Here is a 17796-nt window from a genome sequence, read left to right on the forward strand (position 1 = left end):
CATACGCCCTGGACAGTTTTGCAAAAGGGACAAATCGGGCCCAGCAAGGACCCTGGCTGTATCCCGCATTTTGCAGGGTCCCATCGCCACACTTGCGGCTGAAAAAGACAAAAAAGGCTTGACATCATGCCGTATGCGGGGCATTGTTCCGCCCTTGCAACTCCCCTGCCCCAATTTCCCGGGCACAAGGGAGTTTTTCGGAGCGTCGATCATGTCCAAAAAGCACAGGGAACGTACAGACCCGCTGAGTGTTGCACTTCCCCCCTACGGGGTAGACAGCCATGCCCACCTGACATCCGGTGCGTTTTCGGTCGACAGGGAAGATGTGTTGGCCAGGGCCAGGGCCTGCGGCCTGGCACAAATCGCCAATGTCTTCCTCAATCCGGACACCTTCCCCGAGGAAGCCCGTCTTTTTGACGATCATCCGGAAGTGTTCTTCCTGCTGGGCGTCCATCCGGACGACACAGCCACGTTTACGTCCCGAACATTGGAGACCATACGCAGGCATGTGCAGGAAAATCCCCGCATCCGGGCCATTGGGGAAATCGGGCTAGACTTTTCCCGCACGGAACCAGGCACAGCCAGCCCGGACCAGCAGCTGGAACCCTTTGTGGCCCAGCTTCACCTGGCAAGAGAGCTGGACATGCCTGTGGCCATACACTGCAGAGATGCGGTAGAACCAACTTTAGCCATTCTTGAAAAAGAAGGCTTTTCGGGGTATCCCCTCGTCTGGCACTGCTTTGGTGCCGACAGAGCCCTTGCCGAACGCATTGTTGCCCACGACTGGTATGTTTCCTTTCCCGGCACAGTGACGTTTCGGAACAATCCACAGGCTCGCGAGGCTCTCCCCTGCATTCCGGACAACAGACTTCTTGTGGAGACGGACTGTCCCTACCTCTCGCCCATGCCCTGGCGCGGGACCCGCAACGAGCCTGCCTACACGGTCTTTACCATACGCACCATGGCCGAATGCCTGGGCGTTGAGGCAGAAGAGTTGTGGAAGCGCTGCGGCGACAATGCCAGGAGGCTGTACAGGCTTCCGGCACTGGCTCAATGAGGAAGGGCCTCCCAAAACCGCAATATTCTCTGGCCAGAGAAACAGTCGTGCTGTATTTCGGGCCCGGACCCGAAAAATATCAGGCGTCATGGCGCCATGTACAGGAGCTCACCTAAATGGACATCATTCGCAAAATCGAACGCGAAAATATGCGCATGGATATCCCGGAATTCCGTTCCGGCGACACCATCAAGGTTCACCTGCGCATTATCGAAGGCGAAAAGCAGCGCATCCAGGTTTTCCAGGGCAATGTCATTCGCATTCACCGCGGCACCACCGGCGGCACCTTCACGGTGCGCAAGATCTCCGAAGGCGTTGGTGTTGAGCGTATCTTCCCCCTCAACTCCCCCTTCATCGATCATGTTGACGTTGTGACTCGTGGTCGCGTGCGCCGCAGCCGCCTCTACTACCTGCGTGCCCTCAAGGGCAAGGCTGCCCGCATCAAGCCCCGCACCAGCTACTAGTCTTCATCCTTGCAAAAAAAGAGTAAGCCGGTTTCAGACGTGAGACTGGCTTATTTTTTTACCCTTTTTTCGGGCAGGCCAAGACCCTGCCCCTTTTTTGCCATGGCATACAAAAAGCAGAATGCAGCGCTTCTTCCGGGGCTGGAGGCCCAGACACTCTCCTGCGAGGGTGCAGCCGGAATCGACGAGGTGGGCAGGGGATGCCTTGCAGGTCCTGTGGTTGCCTGCGCAGTTCTCTTGCCCAAAAAATTCGATCTGCCCGGCCTTGCAGACTCCAAAAAGCTCTCAAGGGAGCAGAGGGAAGCGCTCGATCCTGCCATAAGATCACAGGCGCTGCTCCTGGGGATTGGCGTTGTCGATGCTGCGCGCATTGATGAGATCAACATCCTGCAGGCCACCTTCGAGGCCATGTCCCTGGCCCTGGTCGACATGGGCCTCAAAATGCTCGAAAAGCAGAACCAGGATGTCCCTTCCCTCAAGAGCTTTCTTCATGTCATGCCCTCCCGCCTTTTTGTGGACGGAAACAAGACCATTCCCGCAGACGTTCTGGCACGCGTCCTTTCCCAAAAACTTGCTGCCGAAAATCTCGCAAAAGACAAGGAGGAAAGGATAAGGATCGAGACAGCCCTTGCCATGAGGCCGCCTTTCAGGCAGAGAGCCGTCATCGGGGGAGACGCCCTTGTGCCTGCCATTTCCGCTGCCTCCATTGTGGCCAAGGTTTACAGGGATGCCTTCATGGACGAAATGGACCGCGCATACCCTGGATACGGCTTTGCTGCCCACAAGGGCTATGGGACAAAGGAACACCTGAAGGCCCTGCAGGAGCTCGGCCCCTGTCCCTTGCATAGGCTCTCCTTCAAGGGTGTTCCGAAGGGTGTTTCGCGAACAAAATCTTCCTGATTACGGGAGCAACTCATGCCCACCAACTCTGCCATACAGGACTCCCTGCCCGATTTCCCCAGCGATTCTGGCAGGCTTTTCATTGTTGCTACGCCCATTGGCAACAGGGAGGACTTTTCCCCCAGGGCGAGGCGCATTGTGGAAGGCTGCGATCTAGTCCTTGCCGAAGACACCCGCAGACTCCTTGCCCTCGCAAGGGAGCTGGACCTCCATGTCAAAAGGGTCATGAGCTTTCACGATCACAACGAGGAGGAAAAGGAGCCCGAAGTGCTGGCCCTGCTTAAAGGGGGCGCATCCGTTGCCCTTGTCTCGGACGCGGGCACCCCGCTTGTGGCGGATCCCGGATTTCGCCTCGTCCGCTCCTGCAGAAAGGCAGGCATTGCAGTACACCCCATCCCGGGCCCCTCGGCTCCTGTCACGGCCTTGAGCGCTGCCGGCATAGCACCCTTGCCCTACACCTTTTTGGGCTTTCTTCCCAGAGACAGGGCTGGACGGGTGCGGCTTTTTTCTTCCTTTGCCACTGTGCCCACGACTCTTGTTTTCTTCGAGCGCAAGGACAGGCTCGAAGCAAGCCTTGCAGACGCGCACGAAATCCTTGGCGCGCGCGAGGTCGCAGTCTGCCGCGAGCTCACCAAGATCCACGAGGAATTCTGTTTTTTCAGACTGGGGGCCACAAAGGAGTATCCTAGAGACCTTTTGGGAGAGGTCACGGTCATCCTGGGGCCTGCCCTGGAAAGACAGGTCACGCCCGAAAAAGAGGTGCTGGCCCTTGTCAGGGAAAGGGCCAGGGAGGCCAAGCCCAGGCAGGCAGCCAAGATGGTGCAGGAACTGGTGCAGGGCTGGAGTGCAAAGGATATCTACGATCTGCTCCTCAAGGAAAAGGATGCAGGCTAATCCTGGGCAGCTACCAGACTTTCGCCCCTGCGATCAGACCCTGCCAAAGAGGGCTGGCAAAAGGCCTTGCGCCTGGCGCACAATGTCGTCGCGCAGGAAGAATGCCATGCCTGCCAGCATGGCTGCCAGAAAGAGATATTCGCCAATGCCGCCGGTCTTGCACAGCTTCAGGGAAAAGCGGTTCTTGCGGCTGAAGGGCAAAAAAGGAACTCCCTGTGGGGTCAGCATATCCAGTATGACGTGGGAGAGCCCGCCTACGGCAAGGCCTACGCAGACAGGCCGAAGGAGTCGCACGCTTTCGTGCGGCACAAAGACCACTGCCAGAATGACAAGCCCGAGCCACAGTCCTGGCCAGTGGGTAAAGCCCCTGTGTATGCGGTTGAAAGCCCTTTGCCTGTTGCGGGAGAGTCCGGCCATTTTCTGATCCATGACGTCTGGCAAAATGCCGCCCACCCAGGCTGCCGCAACGCCAGCCAATGGCAGCTGCAGCCACAAGGCCGTGCCCAGAGCTCCTACCTGATGTGTAATCCAGCGCATGTGTCCTTCACAGTCGTTGTCTTGAAAAAATTCCGGCACAAGAGTCGCAGAACCCCATGCCTGGTATGTGTCGCCAAAAGGCAGCAAGACGCTCTTGTATACCGTACATGCAGGGACTTGCAAGCGGAGAGCTCGAAAATTGCGCGCTTTGCACCGCAGGGAACCTATGCGGGTCAGGAAAGTCGCGCTGCTCAGGCGCTTTTTTGCTGCTCGCGCGCAAGGCGCAGGAAACGGACTGCAGCCACGTCCGGCGCAAGGAGCTTCTTTGCACGCATCGATGCCCGCACACTCCCCTTCTCGTCCATGGGCTCGCTCTTGCTTGCCCTCTCTATCTCCCTTTCCAGAGCTTCGCGCAGCCTGTCAAACGAGGCTTGCACCTCGGGGTAGTCGTTGTCGCTGCGCCAGGGAAGCGTCAGGGTATGCAGCATGGGATGCCCCACATGCGACGGCGCTTCGAGGGTATGGAAGCCATGCGCCTGCCAGCCATCGGCCCGCTCCATGACGCCGGGATAGCAGTATTTCATGTGCTCCTCGTCCGGCTTCGGAATGGTGGACTCAATGCTCACCCCGGGCAGGGCCAGAGCCTTTTCGTGATCTTCGAGGCGGACCCTGTACTGCAGAACAGGCCGCAGATTGCCGCGTTCCTTCGTGATATTCCATTCGATATACATCTTCTCTCCTACAGCTGCGTTCGGCTTTCGCGCATGAAGACCACTGTGCCAAAGGGCGGTTTCTCACCGCTCCTTTCCGGCGTCACCCAGAGCACAGGGTAGCCGGGGTCTTCCGGAAAGCGGTTGCACTCAAGATCCGTAAACCAGACAAGGCAGGCCGGATGTATGCCCTCGTCACTGATTTTTTTTGGTATTGACCGAAAGTCTGTGCCCCCGCCTCCCACAGGCACAAGGAGATCCGGCAGATCGCCGCGGGCAAGTGAGGAGACGCCCTGCACCTTCGTGTCGTGGAAGAGAACAGTGAGCCTTGTGTCGAAAAATTCCAGCACAGTCGCAACTTCTCCCATGAAGAGCGCAAGTGTCGCCCTGTCTACGGAGCCGGATGTATCCACTGCCACCACGACGTGCTCAAGGCGCTGTTCCCAGCGCGAGGGCATGTAGATGTCCTGGAAGACATAGCGCCTGTTGGGGACTGTCCATGTGTAGTCGCTGTCCGCGCAGGTGGACAGAAAGCGCAGCAAAATCTCCCTCCAGTCCAGAGCTGCCGGGGCCACGCGCTCAACCTCGCGCTCGATTCCGGCTGGCAGGCTTCCCATGTGTCTTGCCCTGTTCACTGCCCGGGAAAAGAGAATGTCTGCCTCGCGCTGTGCCTTGTTCCCGTTGTCTCCACTGCCCCTGCCATCTGTCTCGCTTTCCGGAAAATCCCGCACCTCACCGTCAAAGCGCCCGGTCTTGCCTTGCGCAGACTTGCCACGGCTGGCTTTTCCGGCAACGGGAACAACTCCCCGCCCCTCCTGACGGACACGCTGCCCGTCCTCGCTCCTTTCCTCACCGTCCCCGTTATTGAGCGAACTTGAGCCAAGCCCGTCCTTTCCCCTGCCGGCAGGACCATCCTGATTCTGTTCCCCGTTTGGGGCCTCATTCCTTCCTGAAGCTGCGCTTCCCTCCTTCCGGCTTTCCATGCTGCGAGCCACGAGAATGTCGTAGATCTCGTCAGCGCTCTTGCCAGCGAAATCCGCGTCAAACAAAAAACCGTCCGGAAGACTGAAGCCTGCCTTGAGCAGGACGGAGTTGATAGCCAGATCACAGGCCCTGTTCCACAGCCTTTTCTCCCTCTTCTTCCTGCGCACATGATGCCCGAAGGCCAGGTGAAGCACCTCGTGTGCCTGGGCGCCAGCAAGCTTTTCCTCGCGGATGGTGGTGGCGTAGAGTGGGTTGAAGCCAAGGGTGCGGCCGTCGGTCCACATGTCCCTGCAGGCCGGATCCGCCTTGAGCTCAAGATGCAGCGCTATGTCCCCGAAAAAGGGGTGCTCTGTCACAAGGCGCGCCCGAACCCGCCGCATGATAGCCATGGCTTCCCTCGCACATTCGGCGCCCTGGCCTTCGCCTCCTTTTTTTGCCGCAAACATGTTCTGTCACCTACAAAAGGACTTCGGCGTTGTCCTCGGCCCAGCGGGCAAAGGCTCTTGTCCTGACAAGACAGGGATTGCAGGCTACGGCCTCGCGCATGACAAGGACGCCGAACTCCGGCTGGATGCGCATGGCATACAAGGCAATGGCGTCCATATTGTCCTCGTCTGCTGCAAGGCCCAAAGCTGAGCTCAAGGCGTACATGGCTGCCGGTTCCTCGGGAACCCTTGCACTGCCAGGATTGGCAAGCACTTCGTCCACATCCGGCAACTGTTGCCACACGTCCATGAATCCGGCAAATTCCGCTGCCGCAGCCTTGCCCACTGTTCCCCTGAAAAGCTCATAGGCCACGTCGCTTTCCGGCCCGGCATCGAGAATGCGGGAGACAAATTCCCAGGATCTGGGTGAGGGAAAGGCCTTTTCTGCAAGGTCTGGCTCAAGATTGTGCAGAAATTTTGGTCTGAAACGCAAAAAGGCCCGCACTTCAGCCCGTATGCCGCTTTCCCTGGCCCAGTCGAGCCAGTCGTCGAGCAAAGCGTCAAAATCCAGATGGACCATGCGGTTGGCAAGCGCAGTAGGCATGCGATGTGTCACGGACCTGTCTCGTTCCCTGTTGCCTGCAGCCACAATGGTCCAGCCGTCCGGAAGGTGGTATTCGCCAATAACCCTGTCCAGGATGAGCTGGTAGCAGGCAGCCTGTACAAGGGGAGGAGCCGTGTTGAGTTCGTCGAGAAAGAGAATGCCCCTCTTCTCGTCTCCTTCAGCCGGCAAAAAGGACGGGGGACACCATACGGCAGTTCCGGAAGTCGAAATGCGGGGAAGACCGCGCAAGTCCACGGGATCGAGCAGGACAGCACGTATGTCGCGAAGCGCAAGGCCAAGATCCCTTGCTACCCTGGCAACGACCTGACTCTTGCCCACGCCCGGAGCACCCCAGAGAAAGACTGGCTGTTTGATGGAAATGAGCGTGTGCAGTGCCGATACGATCTGTTTGGGCCCCATATTGCCTCCGCGGGAATTTGAGATTTCTGCCTTGAGGGACAGCGTGAGGAAAAATGGTGCTCAAAAAGAAATTGAAAGTCAATATCGTATTCGAATAAAAAAGTATGGGGGCGCAATCGGCTATCCGACCGCAGCCCCCAAATGGTCAGCGTCTTCTTTCGTTTCTTGCTGGCATCCTGTCGCTCTTTCTTCTGTCTGGCCGTTCCCTGTCCGCCAAGGCCCGAGAGCAGGACACAAGCCTCAAGATGCGGGCGCCACTGCGCCTGTCCTTCCTGGCTGCCCCGATATCGTTCACGTCAAGAGTCAGGGAGGCCCCGTCGGGGATATCTTCCGCTCCGGCCAGCAGCAAAAGTCCCAGCTGCGAGCAGGCGTAGCGGCATCTGCCAAGGTCCGGAACAGAGAAGGCATTGGAGATGACACGCGCCTCGATGGCAGAGCGCGAGCGTCCCTGTTCTGTCTTTTCCCCTCCCTTCTCTGCCTGCCCGGCATGCTCGGGTGCTTCCTGCTCCCTGCCGACTTCAAGCCAGGACAGGGAAAGGCTTTCCCTGGCAAAGCCCGTCTCGGCCGTCAGGCCTTCCAGCCAGTCCGGCGCACCTTGTGGCGCAAAGGTTGCGTGGCACCATGTCTTGCCAGCTATGCGCGAGGTTTCGCTTGCAAAATCCATTTCCTGCAAGAGCGGGCAAGGATCCTGATGGGGACAGGGACCATGGACCTCAAGACCCTGCTCAAGAATCATGCTGCGCAAGCGCATGAGCGTAAGCCCGCCAAGGCGGGTACCAGGCTCCACAAAGAGCGCCCTGGCATTGTCCGGCCCCTTGCGCAAAAGGTAGCCTACCGAGGAGACGACATCTTCAAAGCGGGAGTAGTACAAATCCTCCTCGCTCTCCTCCTCGTCCTCAAAGCGCGCCCTTTTCGGGAAGGGAAGCTCGTTCAGAACATTGGCTGCAGTGACAAGCAGGGGCTTTTGCCCCTTTTTCAGCATGGGCTGACAGGAGCGCAAGGCCTGCAGGATCGGGGCCTGGACAAGGTGAATATCCCACGGCTCAACGCCTTCTTCACGGGCCAGGCGCACAAGCAGATCCCTGCCAATATGGAGGGGATGGCCAGCACAGTCGCAAGCCACAAGCTGCAGCCTTTTCTTCCTCCATGCAGGATTGGCAAGCCACAGGGCCAGGGGCATGGTCAGGGGCCCTGAGCCCACATCGAGCACAAAATGCCCGTCACAAGGCTCTGGCAACTGCAGGCCTGCGAGCAGACGCGACAGACGGTAGACATTCCAGGGCAGAAAATAGTGCACATAGGCGCTGGTGAGCGCAGGCTTTGCCCAGTAGGGACTGCGCAGGTCTGCCCTGTTCACTGTCAAAAGGCGCGAGAGTGCAATGATATTGCGTGGCAGTTCCTCCCTGTGCGCCTTTTTGAGGGGCAGCACGGCATTCAGGGCCGTGTGCAGAAGGGCAAAGTTTTCCTCGCGAACTGCAGTGAGCGGAAAGAGGTCGTCCAGGCGCACAACGTGCCCGGAGGCTTCCCCTGCTCCGCCAGTCCGGATTTTTCCGGACCCAGGGACAAAACGCCTTGCCTCTTCCCCATGCAACTTGCGGACTCCCGCACCATTCTGCGACCGACCCCCGGCAAATCTTCCTGCGGGCGCACCCCTTTCGGTGCGCCTTTCGCCCTTCTTCCCAAAGCCACGCTCTTGCGAATTTCCCCTGTCCTTCCGGTCCCGATTCTTCCGATCCCGATTGACGCTAGATTTTTCCTGCATACTCCCCCCAGGGCGCAAAATTCATGGCCCCGACATAGCGTGTGTGAAAGTCCTTCTCCTCTGCCGGCGCAAGGACACAGGCCCTGGCGCACAAAGCGGCAAGCTCTTCCCTGTATTTGGGCTCCCTGGCAAGCAGGCAGGCCCCTTCAAGGGACGCATTGCCCACAGCCCTGACCATACGCCCGCATCCTCTGGGCACAAAGCCGAGATTTTCCAGTATCCCGGCATCCACATGCCTGCCAAGGGCCCCGGCCACGCATATGGCATTGAGGGAGCCAGGGCGAAGGCAGGCTTTTGCAAGGAGGCTTTCCACAGCAACAGCGAACGCTGCCTTCACCTTCAAAATTTCCTCCACGTCCGCGGAGGACATCCAGAGATTCGGCAAAAGGACAAGGCGCGGAACACTTCCATTCCAGTCCCAAAGTCCGGCAATACGTCTTGCCAGGGGCATGGCGCACCCGTGCGGATCGCGCAGGATATGCCCCGCCTCGTCCATTATCCCCATTCTGCGCAAAAGGTCCATGAGCGAAAGATAGCCTGTGGCCGAAATGCCTCTGCAGGGGGCGTCTCCTGTGACAAGCCTGCCGTCTGCCGTTTTCGCGACAAGTCCTGCAGGTCCTGCTGTCACGTTTGTGACAACGTCATCTCCTGCCAGGGCACCGCACTCAAGGCCTATGCCCTCAAGAGCCGGTCCCAGGGGGACGCTTGTGAGATACAAATCCCTTTCGCAGACAAGGGCAATCTCGCCATTGGTGCCGAGATCCGCAAGCAGATAGGGCGGCCTTGCCCCGGCATGCCCAAGAAAGGCAAGTCCTGCCGTGATGTCGCCTCCCACAAAGGGTGCCGGCAGGGGCGGAATGTACACTTCTCCAAGGTCCACAATCCGGCAGCTCTCGTGTCCGTGTATGGAGGTGCTGTAGGGTGCGTGAGCCAAGCCCGAAACATCCGCCTGCAAAAGAATGGCGCTCATGGCCGTGTTTGCTGCTACCACCACTCTTGAGGGAGACAGGCCCACCTCGTCCATCCTTGCACGCAAAAAGGTGCGCACAAGCTGTGAAAGAAGGGCCTTCCCCTGCGGATCCTGTGCCATGGCAATACGGGAAACGACGTCCGCGCCCGCTCCGGCCTGCGGATTCAGGGCCTGCCCCTCGCTCAGGATTTCGCCGTTTGTGGCATCAAGAGCCCTCCAGGCAATGGAGGTCGTGCCGAGATCAAAGCCCCACACGCACGATCCCTGCGGCTCTCCCCGATGCTTTCCCTGCGCATTCTCCTTTAGAGGAGCCCTTGCCAGGCCCGGAACTTCCAGCAGCACTTCCTCGCTGTCAGGTATCTGACAGCGGCAGGCAAGACGCCATCCCGCGTCCACGGCCTCCTTGCCAAGGCGCTCCACTTCCTCTTCCAGAGCCACGGGCGGAGTCGAGACAAAGCGCACCCGGCACTTGCCGCAGCGCCCGATGCCGGCGCACAGGGGAATGGGCTCAAGCTTGCCCGAAAGCCAGATTGCCTTTGAAAGCGGCCCCTTGCCGTCGTATTCCACAGTCGTTTCGGACTGTCCCTCGCGTATGATGCGTATGCGCAACGTGTATCCACCCCTCGTACTGTTCCTGTTGCCAATGGCAAGACTCTTGCATAGATATTGATGCGCCCTCAAGCGCCTTTCTGGCCCGATTTGGTTCGCCTCCCAAGGGCAGCCCTTTCCCAAAGCTTTGCGCATAACGTGCAGCACTGCTCCCCTCTTTTTCGCTCTTTGCCATTCCGGAAAACACCATGGACAAGGCACAGGATGTCCTAAGCAAGGAAGAACTGGAATTCCTCCTCTCTCCCCTGACCGACGGGGAGTCTCAAGACCTGTCCACACATGGGGAAAGCTTTGAGGATGAAGACGAAGACGAAGAGAACGACGGCCAGACACAAGGTGAAGCTGAACACAGTCCGCAATGCGAAAAAAACGCCTGGCAGCCCCGGACGCTGGAAGAAGACGATGTGGCAGATGCAAACCCGGTCCTCTGGGCCAGGGCCGAATTCCTTGCGAGCCTTCTCGAGGAGGAACTGGGGTCTGCCACAAGGGCCCACATGCGCGCACGCCCCCTTTCCCTTGCAGTCGGCTTTCCCGAAGACCTTGCGGAACGGTCGGCAAACCCTGCCTTTTTTGCTCTCCTTGCCGCAGGCAAAAGCGACATTGTCTTTGCCTGCAATCCCCTGACAACCCAGGCTCTGGCGGACGCAAGCCTTGGGGCCGGGCACATGAGCCTTCAGCCGCGGGGGACCTTAAGCTATTTTGACAAGGAACTGGTGCGTCGCTGCCTTGACGGTCTTCCCCAGATGATCGAAAGGGCCTTTGCCCTGCCGCCCTGCAAGATGTCACGCATCGTCTGGTACGCAGACGACATTTTTTTGACAGTCCGCAACATCCGGGTCTACGCCCTGCGCCTTTCCCTGGCCATTGACGGCCTTGCCGGAGAGTGCCTCCTGCTGCTCCCCCTGGAACTTTTTGCAAAAGAGGGGTGAGCAAAACAAAAGGGGGCGTTTCAGGCTTTCCCGTGCCCCTTGCCGTATTCGACGCACATGAGCGTAAGTCCCGAGGCCGGAGCCGTGGGTGCCGGCAATGCAGTTCTTGAACGGCTTTCAAGAATGCGCGGGACATCGGAAGAACCCACCTTGCCCCTGCCTATTTCCGCCAAAAGGCCTGCCATGTTGCGCACCATCTGTTTCAGAAAGCCGGAACCGGTGACAAAGAGTTCGAGCATTGGGGCGCAGCCTTCCCACACGGTATTTTCATTGAGCTCAAGCGCGTACAGGGTGCGTACAGTGCTTTCCCGACCAGTTGTGCCCGCGTTTGCCAGACAGGCAAAGTCGTGTTCCCCGAGAAGGTGGGGAAGGGCCTCCCGCACGACTGCCACGTCCAAAGGCCCGCAGCACCAGACATAGGGTTTGAGTGCTGGTGGTACAAAGCCCCGCTCTTGCCAGAAGCGGTAGCGGTAGGTCTTGTTGTGGGCGTCAAAGCGGGCATGGAAATTCCTTTCACAGGGCTGAACCGCAAAGACACGTATGTCACAGGGAAGCAGGGCGTTTAGGGAATTGCGCATATCCTTGAGCCTGGCATAGCGATCCTCGGGAAAATCGCAGTGCGCAACCTGCCTCTCCGCATGCACGCCGCTGTCCGTCCTGCCCGAACCGTGCACGCGCACCTCCTGCCCGGCAAGAAGCTGCAGGGCATGCTCCAGCTGCCCCTGTATGGTCTGCATGGCAAGGTGCTGGGCCTGAACCTGCCAGCCCATGTAGCCTGTGCCCACATAGGCTATCACAAGCCTTAAACGCATGGGCTAGTCCAGGACAGACACAAGGCCTGCCGCGTGATTGACCGGACCGCAGCCAAGGCCCGGGGCATAGCTCATGGTCAGGGCCCTGTTCAGATAGGCCTGGGCGTTGCGTATGGCTTGAACCATATCCTCGCCCTTGCCAAGGCCCGAGGCAATGGCAGCGGAGAGCGTGCAGCCTGTTCCGTGGTTGTTGTTTGTGTCTATGGCCTTCTGGGTCAGGAACACCAGGGTATCGTCCGGCAGGCACAGTATGTCCAGGACCACATCCGCGTGCTCCATGTGTCCGCCCTTCACAAGGACTGCCCTTGGTCCCAGGGACAATATCCTCTGCCCTGCCTGCGCCTGGGTTTCCTGATCGCAGATCTTCATGCCGGAGAGCATCTCAGCCTCTGGGATATTGGGGGTGAGCAGATCCGCAAGCGGCACAAGTTCGCTCACAAGGGCCTCCACAGCGTCTTCCTGCAAAAGCCTGCTTCCGCTCTGGCTCACCGATACGGGATCGACGACCAGGGGAAAATCCTTGTGCGCCAGATTCTCTGCCACTGTGTGAATGAGTTCCGCGTTGAAAAGCATGCCCGTCTTGGCCGCATGGACGGGAAAGCCCTCAAAGATGGTCTTGAGCTGTACATCCATAAACTCGGCAGAGGCAGGGAAGATGCCATTGACGCCAAGGCCGTTTTGCGCAGTCAGCGCCGTTATGGCGCTCATGCCATAGCAGCCCATGGCCATGATGGTCTTCAGGTCCGCCTGTATGCCCGCTCCGCCACCGCTGTCTGAGCCCGCTATGGTCAGGATGTTGGCTATTGCCATGATGTGTTCCTCACTCTCTGCAATTGTCCGGGCAAAGCCCCTCAACCCGGAACGTTTTTTTGTTTTGCCGTATCGCTCTGGCTTCCCCAAAGGGGCAAAAGCCGCATGCCCCGAAATCTGCCTTTTGTGCGCCTGGCCGTCAAGGCAGGAACGCGAGGCAAAAAACTATTGTCTAATTGCAAAAATTCGCCCTGCTACTTTGGTGATGAAATTCAATGATTTCAGCAATATATAAGTAGACGGACTTCTCAATTTAGACACTATCCCCTTTGCAGGATCCGGGCGAGGCACTCCAAAGCCCCTGAAAGAATATCCTGATCCCTGAGGCCCAGGGCCAGGCGCACACCAGCACTCTCTGCTTGGCCTCCAACTGCAAAATAGGACACGTCGGCCACGATGATCCCCTGCCTTGTTGCCGCCTGTGCAAAGGCCGTGGCCTCCTCTGGTCCACCCGGCAGCTTGAGCCAGCAAAAAAAGCCGGTAGTTCTGGTAACGAGCTCGAAGCCGTCAAGTTTGCTTCGCGCAAGCTCATTGGCCTTGTGTGCAGCCTTGCGCTTGGCAACAAGGACACTGTCCGCTGTGCCGTCCCCAATCCAGAGTGCTGCAAGCTCGGCCATGAGCGGCGGCGCCATGGAAACCGTGTAGGATATGGTGTGCTCAAGGGCCTGCACAAAATGCGTCGGAGCACAGAGATAGGCTATGCGGAGCCCAGCCCCCAAAGCCTCGCTTGTCGAGGCAATGAAGCAGCTGCGCTCGGGAGCAAGGCGGGAGAGCGGCGGAAGATGCTGCTCAAGGGAGAGGGCATACACGTCATCCTCTATGATGCAAACATCATATCTGCGGCAGATGGCCACTATCTCCCTGCGCCGAAATTCCGGAATCAGGGAAAGAGTCGGATTGTGGCACGACGGCATGAGATACACTCCCCTGATGGCCCTTGTCCTGCAGGCAGTCTCGAATGCCGAGGGAATAATGCCGTTTTTGTCCATGCGTATGGGGACAATTTGCAGGCGCAGCCTCTGCGCCAGATGTCTGAGCAGGGGATAGCTCAGCTGTTCCGCAGCTATGCGGTCCCCCGGATTGAAGAGGGAGGCAAGGACAGTGAGCAGGGCGTGCTGAGCGCCTGCGCAGACAAGGACATTGTCTGGCGAAACCGGCAGGCCGAAACGTGCGGCCCACAGGGCACCGGCCTCCCTGTGGCCTGCCCGCCCCTGCGGGGGCTGGTAGCCGCCAAGCTCGTCAAGGCCTCCCCGCCCCTGCAGCACAGAAAGTCCCTCCAAAAGGGAAGGGTTCAGATGCTCGAAAGGCGTGATAAAGCCCATGTCCAGAGGCTTTCCCGGGCCAAAGGGCTTTCCCTGCTCGCATAGGCTTGTGTCTGAACAGGCCCTTGGCAGTGGCCTTTGCGCATAGACATCAACCTCCTGCACCGGGCGCACCACAAATGTACCCCGCCCCACAATCCCCTGGCTCAGATTCAGCTGCGCAGTCCTTGCATAGGCTCTGGACACAGTGCCCACTGTCACCCCCAAAAATCCTGCCAGTTCCCTGTGGGTGGGAAGGCGCTCCCCCGGAGCCAAAGCACCCGTGCGTATCATGTCCGCTATTGCCTGCGCCAGGGCTTCCCAGCGCGTCATGCGCGTCCTGTCGCGCAGATGATCCTCGTAGAGATCTTGCAGTTGCCTGAAATTCATGTCCTTCCTCCCGCGTCCCCTTGCTCTGGTGGCAGGGCAGACATTTTGTCGCCCTGACAAAGCAAATTGTATCCCTTGCGAAGAATATTGTCACATACACTGGCCCAACCCCTGGGGAAAGGGGTTCGGAGACGTTATTCCTCTCCATCGGCACCTTAAAGTGCATCACAAAAAAAGGAGGATGCTATGGAAACAGGAACATTTGCGATCAAGTCAGGCCTTGCCCAGATGCTCAAGGGCGGTGTCATCATGGATGTGACCACCCCGGAACAGGCTGTCATAGCCCAGGAAGCAGGCGCATGCGCTGTCATGGCCCTGGAAAGGGTCCCTGCCGACATCCGCGCAGCCGGAGGCGTTGCCCGCATGGCCGATCCCGCTGTCGTGACGGCCATCATGAAGGCCGTGAGCATTCCCGTCATGGCCAAGGCACGCATAGGGCACATCACGGAGGCCCGCATCCTGGAAAGCCTTGGCGTAGACTACATCGACGAAAGCGAGGTCCTCACACCAGCCGACGATCGCTTCCATATCGACAAGACGGCCTTCAATGTGCCCTTTGTCTGTGGCGCGCGCAATCTCGGCGAAGCCTTGCGCCGCATTGCCGAGGGAGCCTGCATGATCCGCACCAAGGGCGAGCCAGGAACAGGAAATGTGGTCGAGGCAGTACGCCACTGCCGTCTTCTTCTGGGTGAAATCGGGGCACTGTGCGCCCTTCCCGCAGAAGAGGTTCCTTCCTTTGCCAGAGAGCACGCAGCTCCCCTCGAACTTGTCCTTGAGACACGCAAGCTCGGGCGCCTTCCCGTCGTCAACTTCGCGGCAGGCGGCATTGCCACCCCTGCCGACGCGGCCCTCATGATGGAGCTCGGCTGCGACGGCGTCTTTGTGGGATCCGGCATCTTCAAATCCGCGGATCCTGCCCGCAGGGCCCGTGCCATCGTGGCTGCTGTCTCCCACTATCAGGACTACAGGCTTCTTGCGGAGGTTTCCACAGGCCTTGGCGAGGCCATGCCAGGCCTGGACATTGCCTCGCTTTCCCAAATGGATCGCATGCAGGAGAGGGGTGTCTGATGGCTGTTCGCATAGGCGTGCTGGCCCTGCAGGGGGCCTTTCGCGAGCATGTCCAGGCCCTTGCAGGATATGATACAGAGGTTTGTGAAATCCGCACCCCTTCCGATCTCGAGGGTCTGCGGGGCATTGTCCTTCCTGGCGGCGAGAGCACTGTCATGGGCAAACTCCTTTTGGAAGAAGGCCTTCTTCATCCCCTTGCCCAATTGTGCGCTTCGGGCATACCGGTGCTTGCCACGTGCGCCGGTATGATACTTCTGGCCAGAAACCTGCCCGGCTTTTCCGAACAGCCACGTCTTGGGCTCATGGATATTGCAGTCCTGCGCAATGCCTTTGGCCGCCAGAAGGAAAGCTTTGCAACTCGCCTTCATGTCAGGGAGTTTTCCCGGCAGGCAAACGATTTGATCGAGGCTGTGTTCATACGAGCACCCGTTGTCGCATCCTGTGGACCCGAAGTGAACGTCCTTGCAAGCCTGCAGGGCAATCCCGTGGCAGTCAGGCAGGACAATATGCTCGCCCTTTCCTTCCATCCGGAACTTTCCTGCGACACACGCTTTCATGGCTGGCTTGTGCGCAGGGCACAAGAGCACAAGGCTGCCATGCACTCTGTCTGACGCGCACTACGACACAAGGCCCCTTATGCACTTTCATTCAGGCACAAGGGGCCTTCATCTTTTGGCCTCCCTTCCGCTTTCAGGGGCATTTTTCCTTTCCCTTCCGCCCTCTTCCTGTGCTAGACTTGGAACACGAGCAGGGAACAGTGAGGCACCCCATCTCCTTCCCTGCCCTGCCTTTTTCCCGCCCTGTGTCCATTGCAGGAGCGGGCAAGCTGGGCTATAGGAACCGCAGTTCATACGGCATTCAGGAGGCAGCAAGTGCGTCGTTTCTATCAGGAAAGCTGGCAGGGTATACCCTTTACGACCTTTGCGCACACCCATTTCTTCCATCTTGCGGACGCCAAGTTCTACTCCGTTTTCTACGAAGAGCTCTTTCGCAGATACCAGTCCTGGGAAGACTTGCCCGAAGTCTGGCGCAGGAACAAGACTGCGGACGCCCTGTGGATAGCCTCGCGGCTCAAGAAAATGCAGGAGGAAAAGACGCACGACTCTCCTTTGCGCGTCCTTTCCATAGGCAGTGGCGTAGGCTTCATGGAACGCATGCTCTTAAAGGAGATGGGCGATTCCATAGAGCTCTATGTAAACGAGCCAAGCACAGTGTGCATGAAGTGGCTGCGCCGCCTTATCCCTGCAGACCGCATTTTTATCGGGCAGCCGCCGGATTGCCTGTCTCCCGACATCTACTACGACATGATCTATCTCTCGGCTGTCGACTACGGCATTCCCCAGGCCCAGCTCTCTCACACCCTGGACAGTCTGCGCTACCAGCTTCTGCCCAACGGCGAGATCCTCTGTCTTTCCGCCTCGCTCCTCGAGGAGGAAAGCCCTGTGGCAGCCTTTGTCAACTTCTGCAAAAACTGCATACGCGGCATCCTGCACTACCTTGGCATACGCAAGCAGCAGTTCTGGGGCTGGCGCAGGACGCGCAGCGAATACAGACAGCTCTTTGCCTCCTCCGGATACAAGTCCGTGGAAGACGGTTTTCTGGACGATGGCTTTGGCACCTACTGGATACGGGCTGCAGCACGGGAACAGGCAAAGCCGGATGAACAAAAGCCCCTGTCTGCCCAAGAGGCAGAGACAAAGGCCGAATAACCTTCTCGCCCTGAAAGCCCGCATGGGCCCCAAACAGGAAGACAAGCATGTTTTTGCCCACTGACGACGCTTTGCGCGCGCTTCTCGGATCCGCCCAAACCATAGCCATCATCGGCGCCAAGGACGTGCCAGGCCAGGACGTGGACAGGGTGGGACGCTACCTCATCGAGGCCGGATACAGGGTTCTTCCCGTACACCCCAAGCGCAAGCAGGTTTGGGAAAGACAGGTCTACCCCTCCATCACCATGGTGGACTCTTGCGACATCGTGGTTCTCTTCCGCGCGCCCCAGTACTGTCCCGGGCACGCACAAGAGGTGCTGGCCATGAAAAACAGGCCTTCCTGCTTCTGGATGCAGGAAGGCATTTCCTCACCCGAAGCCCGGACTCTTTTGCAGGACAAGGGCATTGCCGTGGTGGAGGATCGCTGCATCATGGTCGAGCACAGGCGCCTTCTGCAATCTGCCAGCTGAAGGCCTTCACATTTCCTGCCCCATTTTTTGC

Annotated in this window: 18 protein-coding genes; 9 read left to right on the plus strand and 9 right to left on the minus strand. The window is 58.7% G+C overall.

Features of this window, described 5'->3' with window-relative positions:
- The first annotated feature begins 211 nt into the window (after positions 1 to 211).
- The 4 genes from B5F76_RS01530 to rsmI all read left to right on the plus strand — a co-directional run bounded on the left by B5F76_RS01530 (position 212) and on the right by rsmI (position 3315).
- The gene (locus B5F76_RS01530) at positions 212 to 1057 is read left to right on the plus strand and encodes a TatD family hydrolase (protein ID WP_087350259.1); all 846 of its coding nucleotides are present in this window, start codon (positions 212 to 214) and stop codon (positions 1055 to 1057) included.
- Between the two features lie 116 nt (positions 1058 to 1173).
- Entirely contained in the window at positions 1174 to 1521 is a 348-nt protein-coding gene (gene rplS, locus B5F76_RS01535) for a 50S ribosomal protein L19 (RefSeq protein WP_087349960.1), read from the plus strand.
- Positions 1522 to 1623: 102 nt separating this feature from the next.
- On the plus strand, positions 1624 to 2421 hold the full coding sequence (locus B5F76_RS01540; protein ID WP_087350262.1) for a ribonuclease HII: 798 nt from the start codon (positions 1624 to 1626) through the stop codon (positions 2419 to 2421).
- A 15-nt stretch (positions 2422 to 2436) separates the two neighbouring features.
- Entirely contained in the window at positions 2437 to 3315 is an 879-nt protein-coding gene (gene rsmI, locus B5F76_RS01545) for a 16S rRNA (cytidine(1402)-2'-O)-methyltransferase (RefSeq protein WP_087349962.1), read from the plus strand.
- A 33-nt stretch (positions 3316 to 3348) separates the two neighbouring features.
- On the opposite strand, the gene B5F76_RS01550 is transcribed toward rsmI, so the two are convergent.
- The 6 genes from B5F76_RS01550 to B5F76_RS14720 form a co-directional block, all read right to left on the minus strand.
- Positions 3349 to 3852, minus strand: coding sequence for a metal-dependent hydrolase (locus B5F76_RS01550; protein WP_087350265.1), 504 nt, complete (start codon positions 3850 to 3852; stop codon positions 3349 to 3351).
- 191 nt (positions 3853 to 4043) lie between these two features.
- Positions 4044 to 4523, minus strand: a complete 480-nt coding sequence (locus tag B5F76_RS01555; RefSeq protein WP_087349964.1) for a hypothetical protein — start codon at positions 4521 to 4523, stop codon at positions 4044 to 4046.
- Positions 4524 to 4531: 8 nt separating this feature from the next.
- Positions 4532 to 5932 carry a vWA domain-containing protein gene (locus B5F76_RS01560; RefSeq protein WP_087349966.1) on the minus strand — a complete coding sequence of 467 codons (1401 nt, stop codon included), beginning with the start codon at positions 5930 to 5932 and terminating at the stop codon, positions 4532 to 4534.
- 10 nt (positions 5933 to 5942) lie between these two features.
- Positions 5943 to 6935 carry an AAA family ATPase gene (locus B5F76_RS01565; protein WP_087349968.1) on the minus strand — a complete coding sequence of 331 codons (993 nt, stop codon included), beginning with the start codon at positions 6933 to 6935 and terminating at the stop codon, positions 5943 to 5945.
- A 145-nt stretch (positions 6936 to 7080) separates the two neighbouring features.
- Positions 7081 to 8526: a small ribosomal subunit Rsm22 family protein gene (locus B5F76_RS01570; protein WP_162608619.1), complete on the minus strand. Its 1446-nt coding sequence runs from the start codon at positions 8524 to 8526 to the stop codon at positions 7081 to 7083.
- Positions 8527 to 8680: 154 nt separating this feature from the next.
- Entirely contained in the window at positions 8681 to 10276 is a 1596-nt protein-coding gene (locus B5F76_RS14720; protein WP_162608620.1) for an ASKHA domain-containing protein, read from the minus strand.
- Positions 10277 to 10464: 188 nt separating this feature from the next.
- Between B5F76_RS14720 and B5F76_RS14725 the strand changes: the two genes are divergently transcribed.
- Complete coding sequence (locus tag B5F76_RS14725) at positions 10465 to 11205, plus strand: hypothetical protein (protein WP_162608621.1); 741 nt, start codon at positions 10465 to 10467, stop codon at positions 11203 to 11205.
- Positions 11206 to 11225: 20 nt separating this feature from the next.
- On the opposite strand, the gene truA is transcribed toward B5F76_RS14725, so the two are convergent.
- The 3 genes from truA to B5F76_RS01590 form a co-directional block, all read right to left on the minus strand.
- Positions 11226 to 12017, minus strand: coding sequence for a tRNA pseudouridine(38-40) synthase TruA (truA, locus tag B5F76_RS01580; RefSeq protein WP_087349974.1), 792 nt, complete (start codon positions 12015 to 12017; stop codon positions 11226 to 11228).
- A 3-nt stretch (positions 12018 to 12020) separates the two neighbouring features.
- A complete protein-coding gene (gene thiD, locus B5F76_RS01585) occupies positions 12021 to 12827 on the minus strand; it encodes a bifunctional hydroxymethylpyrimidine kinase/phosphomethylpyrimidine kinase (RefSeq protein ID WP_087349976.1) in 807 nt (268 codons plus the stop codon).
- 260 nt (positions 12828 to 13087) lie between these two features.
- The gene (locus B5F76_RS01590; protein WP_087349978.1) at positions 13088 to 14518 is read right to left on the minus strand and encodes an aminotransferase-like domain-containing protein; all 1431 of its coding nucleotides are present in this window, start codon (positions 14516 to 14518) and stop codon (positions 13088 to 13090) included.
- Between the two features lie 186 nt (positions 14519 to 14704).
- Here B5F76_RS01590 and pdxS point away from each other — a divergent pair, with 186 nt between their 5' ends.
- The 4 genes from pdxS (at position 14705) to B5F76_RS01610 (ending at position 17765) form a co-directional block, all read left to right on the plus strand.
- Entirely contained in the window at positions 14705 to 15586 is an 882-nt protein-coding gene (pdxS, locus tag B5F76_RS01595) for a pyridoxal 5'-phosphate synthase lyase subunit PdxS (RefSeq protein WP_087349981.1), read from the plus strand.
- Positions 15586 to 16197, plus strand: a complete 612-nt coding sequence (pdxT, locus tag B5F76_RS01600) for a pyridoxal 5'-phosphate synthase glutaminase subunit PdxT (RefSeq protein WP_087349983.1) — start codon at positions 15586 to 15588, stop codon at positions 16195 to 16197. Before pdxS ends, pdxT begins: the two co-directional genes overlap by 1 nt.
- Before the next feature lie 261 nt (positions 16198 to 16458).
- The gene (locus tag B5F76_RS01605) at positions 16459 to 17295 is read left to right on the plus strand and encodes a hypothetical protein (RefSeq protein ID WP_239406910.1); all 837 of its coding nucleotides are present in this window, start codon (positions 16459 to 16461) and stop codon (positions 17293 to 17295) included.
- A 47-nt stretch (positions 17296 to 17342) separates the two neighbouring features.
- Positions 17343 to 17765 (plus strand): CoA-binding protein, encoded by a 423-nt coding sequence (locus B5F76_RS01610; protein WP_087349985.1) that lies wholly within the window; start codon positions 17343 to 17345, stop codon positions 17763 to 17765.
- The last annotated feature ends 31 nt before the right edge of the window (positions 17766 to 17796 follow it).

The sequence above is a fragment of the Desulfovibrio sp. An276 genome, assembly GCF_002159665.1.
In the GTDB taxonomy this organism is placed as follows: Bacteria; Desulfobacterota; Desulfovibrionia; order Desulfovibrionales; family Desulfovibrionaceae; genus Desulfovibrio; species Desulfovibrio faecigallinarum.

Bases quoted from the DNA above. Each gene is read 5' to 3' on its own strand.
- B5F76_RS01530 (WP_087350259.1), top strand. From the start codon at position 212: ATGTCCAAAAAGCACAGGGAACGTACAGACCCGCTGAGTGTTGCACTT.
- rplS (WP_087349960.1), top strand. From the start codon at position 1,174: ATGGACATCATTCGCAAAATCGAACGCGAAAATATGCGCATGGATATC.
- B5F76_RS01540 (WP_087350262.1), top strand. From the start codon at position 1,624: ATGGCATACAAAAAGCAGAATGCAGCGCTTCTTCCGGGGCTGGAGGCC.
- rsmI (WP_087349962.1), top strand. From the start codon at position 2,437: ATGCCCACCAACTCTGCCATACAGGACTCCCTGCCCGATTTCCCCAGC.
- B5F76_RS01550 (WP_087350265.1), bottom strand. From the start codon at position 3,852: ATGCGCTGGATTACACATCAGGTAGGAGCTCTGGGCACGGCCTTGTGG.
- B5F76_RS01555 (WP_087349964.1), bottom strand. From the start codon at position 4,523: ATGTATATCGAATGGAATATCACGAAGGAACGCGGCAATCTGCGGCCT.
- B5F76_RS01560 (WP_087349966.1), bottom strand. From the start codon at position 5,932: ATGTTTGCGGCAAAAAAAGGAGGCGAAGGCCAGGGCGCCGAATGTGCG.
- B5F76_RS01565 (WP_087349968.1), bottom strand. From the start codon at position 6,935: ATGGGGCCCAAACAGATCGTATCGGCACTGCACACGCTCATTTCCATC.
- B5F76_RS14725 (WP_162608621.1), top strand. From the start codon at position 10,465: ATGGACAAGGCACAGGATGTCCTAAGCAAGGAAGAACTGGAATTCCTC.
- truA (WP_087349974.1), bottom strand. From the start codon at position 12,017: ATGCGTTTAAGGCTTGTGATAGCCTATGTGGGCACAGGCTACATGGGC.
- thiD (WP_087349976.1), bottom strand. From the start codon at position 12,827: ATGGCAATAGCCAACATCCTGACCATAGCGGGCTCAGACAGCGGTGGC.
- B5F76_RS01590 (WP_087349978.1), bottom strand. From the start codon at position 14,518: ATGAATTTCAGGCAACTGCAAGATCTCTACGAGGATCATCTGCGCGAC.
- pdxS (WP_087349981.1), top strand. From the start codon at position 14,705: ATGGAAACAGGAACATTTGCGATCAAGTCAGGCCTTGCCCAGATGCTC.
- pdxT (WP_087349983.1), top strand. From the start codon at position 15,586: ATGGCTGTTCGCATAGGCGTGCTGGCCCTGCAGGGGGCCTTTCGCGAG.
- B5F76_RS01610 (WP_087349985.1), top strand. From the start codon at position 17,343: ATGTTTTTGCCCACTGACGACGCTTTGCGCGCGCTTCTCGGATCCGCC.